The following is a 6,373-nucleotide window of genomic DNA, read 5'->3' as shown; positions in this document are numbered from 1 at the left end:
GTAAAAAGACTGAAAAACCAATCAACCAAGATGATATCGATAAAGGTAAGATTGATATCCCAGTTGATCTAAACCCAGGTAAAGATAACAATGTAACAGCAGAGATCATCAATCCAAATAACCCTAACAACCCAGGCAAGGATAGCAAGGTGATAGGTGAAGATAGTGAGAATACTAAAGTTCCAGAAGCTCCAGTAATCACAGAAGTAATTGATGATCAAAGGGGCGGTAAATTTAACGAAGATGTTAAAGGTGGCTTAACAAATGATAGTACGCCTACATTTAAAGGCACAGCAAAACCAGGTACGACTATCACTCTTAAAAATGGTAATGATCTTATCGCTGATAATATCCCTGTAAAAACTGATGGTAGCTGGGAATTTACTATAAAAACTCCACTTGCTCAGGGTGATTACAGTATAACAGCAACTGCAACAAATGCAGCTGGTAAAGTAAGCGCTCCTTCAGATGCTGCAACTATCAAGATCGATCTTCACTCTGATGAACCAGTCATCACTGAGATCATTGATAATGTGGCTGGTGGCGTAGTAAATGGTGATGTTAAGGGTGGCTTAACTAACGACAATACTCCAACTCTAAAAGGCACAGCTGAGCCATTTGCGACTGTTGAGATCAAGATCGATGGTAGAGGTAGTTATAGATTTGAGAATGGTGAAGTTATCAGCAACTGGACTGCAGTAGCTGATAAAGATGGCAACTGGGAATTTACAACACCTAAACTAAGCGATGGACACCATAACTTCGAAGCTCAAGCGACTGACGTAGCTGGTAACAATAGCCAACCATCTGCTCTAGTAAGCATAGACGTTGATACTCATATCGATGCTCCAGTCATCACTGCAGTAACAGATAACTGGTGGGGCGGTGTTGAAAATGGCGGAAATATACTTGGCGTAAATGACGGCTTTACAAATGACACTACACCGACATTTAAAGGTACAGCTGAGGCTGGTTCAACTATCGTTCTTAAAAATGGCAATGACATTATTAACAAAGACATCATTGTAAAAGCTGATGCAAATGGTAACTGGGAATTTACTCCAAAATCTCCACTTGCTGAGGGTGAGTACAATGTAGTAGCTATCGCAACTGATAAAGCTGGTAATGTTAGCAATCCATCAAATGTTGCAACTGTAAATGTTGATACAAGTACTACACAGCCAGTTATAACTGAGATCATCGATGATGTTGCTGGTGGTGTTGTAGGTAATGTTAAAAATGCTCTTACAAATGACAACTTGCCAACTCTAAAAGGTACAGCTGAGGCATTCTCAACTGTTAAGATAATAGTAGATGATAAACTGGTATTTAAAGATGGCAAAGAAGTAACAGTTACAGCTGATAAAGACGGCAACTGGGAATATACATTTGAGGCAAATTTGAACTGGGGTGGTGAAGTACATGCTGCACTAGAAGATGGAGTACATACTCTTAAAGTTCAAACAACCGATAGAGCAGGCAATAGAAGTGCTGTATCAGAGTGGTCAAGTGTAGATGTTGATACAACTATTGGCGCTCCAACAGTTAAGATAACAACTGATATAAATAGCGACAAGAAGATAGATATAGCTGATGCTTCAGCTCTAAAAGATGGCAAGCTTAAATGGGTTATAGACATTCCAGAAAATACTGTAAAAGCAGGCGATAGGGTTCAAATTCTTGGAAACGATGCTAAAACTTGGACAGATATCTTTAAAGTAACTGCGCAAGATATAGCTAAAGGCTTTATAGAAAGAGATGAATTTAGCATCGATATGCCAAAATCAAGAGGCTTCCAAACTCCATCTTATAGACTAGTCGATGATGCAGGTAATGTAAGTGAAGGTTCTATGGATGCAGTAAAAATAGTAGGTTTTGCTCCAAAAGCTCCAGTTATCAAAGCGGTTCTAGATAATGAGTATGGCTCAGACCTAATCGACCCAATTTATGGAACTACAGGCAATGTTTTAGTTGCTGATAAAGCCTTAACAAATGATAGCACTCCTGCATTTATGGGCGAAGCTGAAGTTGGTACGACCATCACTCTTAAAAAAGGCAATACTGTAATCGCTGAAAAAATCCCAGTGGGATCTAATGGCAAATGGTATTATGGACTAGAAGAGAATTCTCCATGGGCTGATGGTAGTTATGAGATTACAGCAATTGCTAAAAATGTGTTTGGTAAAGAGAGTGAGCATTCAAGCCCAATCACTGTAACAGTTGATACTACAGCGCCTTACTTGACTATTGAAGAGATCAATGATGATGTAAAAACTAGCGATATTGATTTTACAGGTAACGTTAAAGGTAAAGTTACAAACGATGCTACACCAACTCTAAAAGGTACAGCAGAGCCTGAGTCGTTGATAGTTATAAAATCTGGCGAAGAAGTATATGCTAAAGTTCATGCTGATAAAAATGGTTCTTGGGAATATAAGGTAACAACTCCACTCAGTGATGGACTACATACTTTCTCAGTTCAAGCACACGACAAAGCTGGAAATATCGGATCTGAAATTAAAGCTAATGTAACAGTCGATACTAAGATAGCAGATGCGAAAGTTGAATTTATCGAAGATACAAATAACGATGGTAAATTTAGCTGGAAAGAAAATATAGAAAATACTCACACAGGACGTCTATCATGGAAGGCTCTTATACCAGATGATGGTAGCATAAAAGCTGGTGATATATTCCACTATAAATGGGATGAAACAGGCTGGCATGAGCGCGCTATAAGTCAAGCTGAAATTGATAGAGGCTACATTGGTGAGATGAAAAATAACCAAATTGACAAAGATCAGCCGGATGCTGGTAAGCCTATGCCTTATGGTAAAAATGCAAACGGAAGCGTTTATGTTGCTGAAGCATTCTTTAGTGATGCGGCTGGCAATAAAGGTGCTAAGGGTAGCGATAAAGTAGTATTTGACTTTAGTGATAATACAGATAATAAACATATTGCGACAACTAACGTTAAGATCACAAGCATCTATGATGATGTTAGGGGCGGTCATACAGGTAACCTTATCACAAATGAGGCTGCGCAAGTTGCAGGCTTAACAAATGATAAGACACCAACTATAAGTGGAACAGCTGAGGCTAATGCAAGCGTAAAAGTATCTGTAGTTGATAGTAAGTCACATAGTGTTTGGGAAAAAACTATAACAGCTGAAAGTGATGGTAGCTGGAAGGTAACAACTGACGATATTGCCGACGGTAATTACTCTGTAACAGCAGTAGCTACAAATAAGGCTGGTGCGGTTTCAAATCCTTATACAGTATCAAATCTTGAGATAGATACAACTATTGCTCAACCGAACATTTGGATTAAAGAAGATGCAAATCAAGATAAAATCTATGATAAAGCAGATTATGAAAATCCAGCAAATGGCAATGGTGATATAACATTTGTTGTAGATATACCACAAGACCGCGTAACTATAAAAGCTGGGGATGTTTTCCACTATATGATCAATACTAATAATCCAAGATGGGGCAATATAAACGGTTATACCGATGATATTACTATAACTGAGGCAGATATCAAGAGCGGTAGCATAAGTCGCGTGGTAACTCTTTGCGATGATGGTAAAGACTTTAATATGAGTCATAACGGTATGATAGTATCTATGAATGGATACTTTAAAGACCTAGCCGGTAATGCACTTTCTAATGATACAATGGTAAGGTTTGATCTAAAGAACACTTATGGTGGTAAAGTAAGAAGCACTAGAAGCTTGCCAGATGATATCTTAGACAATGATAGTGTTGATCTAAGCAATGCTGCTCGTATAAATGAGCCAAAAGCTGAGCTAAATGTTCTAAATAACAATAAAATAGGCGTTAGCGCAAATGATCTTTTAGAAACACCAAAAGATCATATCATGAATGAAGGTAAGTCAGAAGCTAAACCTTCTTATGCTACTGCAAGCTCACATGCTGGCGAAGAAAATATAGCTACAACTCATCCTATCCAAATCGAAGAGAAAGTAGAAAGCCACTTCTAATTTCTTATAAGCAGGGCGGACAAAGTCTGCCTTGCTTTGAATTTGTTTGCGGTGAAGGGAGTTTGTATGCAAAGTGAAAAGACAAAAAATTTACTCGATGAAGTAAATGAAACAATAGATTTTATATTTAGAACCTGCAATAGAAATGGCGGCACGAAGAAGGCTTTAGAAGATAAAAAGCTAAGTAGAGAAATTTTAAAAGATAAATTTAAATCGATCTTTTCAAAATTTGGCCAGATAGATGAGGCTAGTTTTAAGAGTGCGATCCTTGCAAATGAGGAAGCAAAAGAGCTAAACGAGATAGCGATGGCTCTTGAGATAGACGAAGATGTAAGTTTGCTAGAGCTAGAGCGAGCGATAAATTTTGACCTAACTAGCGTCAAAGAAGAAATTTATAAATTTCAACATAATAACTAATACACTTCGGTGTGAGAGGGGGTCTCACACCAAAATTTAATAACTAAACACTTCTGGATCGATAACCATCGCTCTATAAGCGACATCATCTCTTGAAGCAGAATCCACATCCATCTCAAATTTTATATCATTTGTCTTTGGGTCGATCTCGACTAAGACCATCTTGATAGTCTTGTCAGGGCGGAGTAAATTTACATTTGAGCTTGAGATAAAGTAGGTATTTTTATCCTTTTGCCACTCGACGTTGCTGGTGACTGCGCTATAAAAGTCAAAGCCACGCTCTTTACCAAACTGCCAAGTCTGCTCGACTGTGCCCTTTTTCTCATCTATCTTATATTCAACCGCACGTGAATATTTCTCCTCTTTAAGTGCTGGCTGCTCCATACCTCTGCCATCGCCATTGTCAAAGACGCTTAGATGTTTTACGCTACCTTTGTTGTCATATCTTGGTGTTAGCCACGCAGTGTGCTGAGTCCATGACCAGTCAAATTCGCCTTCGCATTTTGAGTTTTCACATTTTATTTTATTGCCGTTGCTATCGACTGGAGTAAGCACTTTGGCTTTAAACTCTTCACTCCAGCCTTCAGGCGAAGCTAATATCCATTTTACTTTTTTATCGCGTCCTATCTTTATGATGCCTTGGTGACGAAGCGAAAGGATGATGCTATCATCGCTCTCATCGTATGAGATAGAATTTACATGCGCCCAGTTTCTGCCTGTGCCAGTGGAGGTGACATCGCCAAATGGCTGATCGTCGCTTATCTTGATCTCTTTTGCGTCCATGTCAATATTTAGGCAAACAGCCCTAGCATCAAGCGCTTTTATGAGGTTGCTGCGATAGACGTTGTTGCCAAAAATTTCATTTAGATCCCACTCTTCGACCACCTTGCCAGTATTATCGACCTCGATGATGTGGTCTCTTATGGTGTGAGAAATTTTACCATTTTTGTGATGATAGTTGTATTTTGCTACTCTAAGAAGTGCGTGATCATCTTTTAGTGGCATCACCTCGTGGCTTAGATCGATGTAGCCTCTAGGTAGTGAGCGGTTGTAAATTTCTTTTCCCATTAGATCATATCTAAGATATCTTTGAGCCATGCCAAAGCTGATATCGCCGTTTTTTAGCTGATGAAAGCCCATCATCATACCCCCATCCATCACTATTCTCTCGCTGCGGTCGTAAAATTTCTGATAGTCAAGGTACCATCTGACCTCGCCTTTGGTATCTACGATGTAGTTTTCGGTAAAGTCGTTCCAGCTAGCAGCTCCACCATTTTTCCAATCAAGCGGTTTATAGACGCTTGTTATTGTGTTGTTTATGAGATAGAGCCTATTTTTAAAGGCAGGATCGACCTTTTTGACGCGAGTCTTTTGCATATGAGAAAACCTATAATCACGGCTATATGTGACGATAGGTTGGGCGTAAATTTTATATGTCTCAACCTTTTTAGCTCCGTTAAATGTGTAGCTAAGCTCGACCTCGTTTAGATAGTCAGGATAAAGTCCCCAAACAGGCACGCCATCATGTGTGAGTAGGGCATGCTCTGAGACGTTGTAGTCGATATCGATGCCGCCATCTGGCTTGCCTTTTACTTTGACGTGGATATCTTTGATATCTTTGCCGGCTCTATCGATGATAGCAGTTAGCGGAGATACGTCGTAAGGGTTTATAAAGACTGAGCCAAGCTCTCCTTGAACCTTTACTTGATGAGCCAAGACACCAGCGTTTAGTGGAGCACTAAAGCCAAAACCACTCACCAAAACAGCCGCAAGGGCAACAGAACCTAAGAAATTCTTGCTCATTTTCGCTCCTTTGTGAAATTTAATGATATCTTACTATCCAAATTTCACGCAAAACTAACGCTTATATAAAAAGAGGCTTAAGTAAATTTATAAGAAAGTCGTTTTAAGAGGTAAAAATAAAAAGAAGAATTTAGGAGCAAATGCCC

3 protein-coding genes are annotated in these 6,373 nt (G+C 39.2%); 2 read left to right on the top strand and 1 reads right to left on the bottom strand.

Features of this window, described 5'->3' with window-relative positions; all coding sequences use genetic code 11:
* The coding region (locus tag G6W43_RS09115) for an Ig-like domain-containing protein (protein WP_194169645.1) at positions 1–4,007 on the top strand (4,007 nt) is incomplete at its 5' end.
* 66 nt (positions 4,008–4,073) lie between these two features.
* Positions 4,074–4,424 carry a hypothetical protein gene (locus tag G6W43_RS09110; protein WP_103557760.1) on the top strand — a complete coding sequence of 117 codons (351 nt, stop codon included), beginning with the start codon at positions 4,074–4,076 and terminating at the stop codon, positions 4,422–4,424.
* Between the two features lie 36 nt (positions 4,425–4,460).
* Here the strand turns inward: G6W43_RS09110 and G6W43_RS09105 are convergent, their stop codons facing one another.
* Positions 4,461–6,227 (bottom strand): aryl-sulfate sulfotransferase, encoded by a 1,767-nt coding sequence (locus G6W43_RS09105; protein WP_194169644.1) that lies wholly within the window; start codon positions 6,225–6,227, stop codon positions 4,461–4,463.
* Between the last annotated feature and the right edge of the window lie 146 nt (positions 6,228–6,373).

This window comes from Campylobacter concisus (assembly GCF_015229965.1).
In the GTDB taxonomy this organism is placed as follows: Bacteria; Campylobacterota; Campylobacteria; order Campylobacterales; family Campylobacteraceae; genus Campylobacter_A; species Campylobacter_A concisus_BD.
This window is presented reverse-complemented; position numbering and strand designations above follow the sequence as displayed.

Excerpts from the sequence above, each read along its gene's own strand:
- G6W43_RS09105 (WP_194169644.1), bottom strand. The coding sequence starts at position 6,227 with ATGAGCAAGAATTTCTTAGGTTCTGTTGCCCTTGCGGCTGTTTTGGTG.
- G6W43_RS09110 (WP_103557760.1), top strand. The coding sequence starts at position 4,074 with ATGCAAAGTGAAAAGACAAAAAATTTACTCGATGAAGTAAATGAAACA.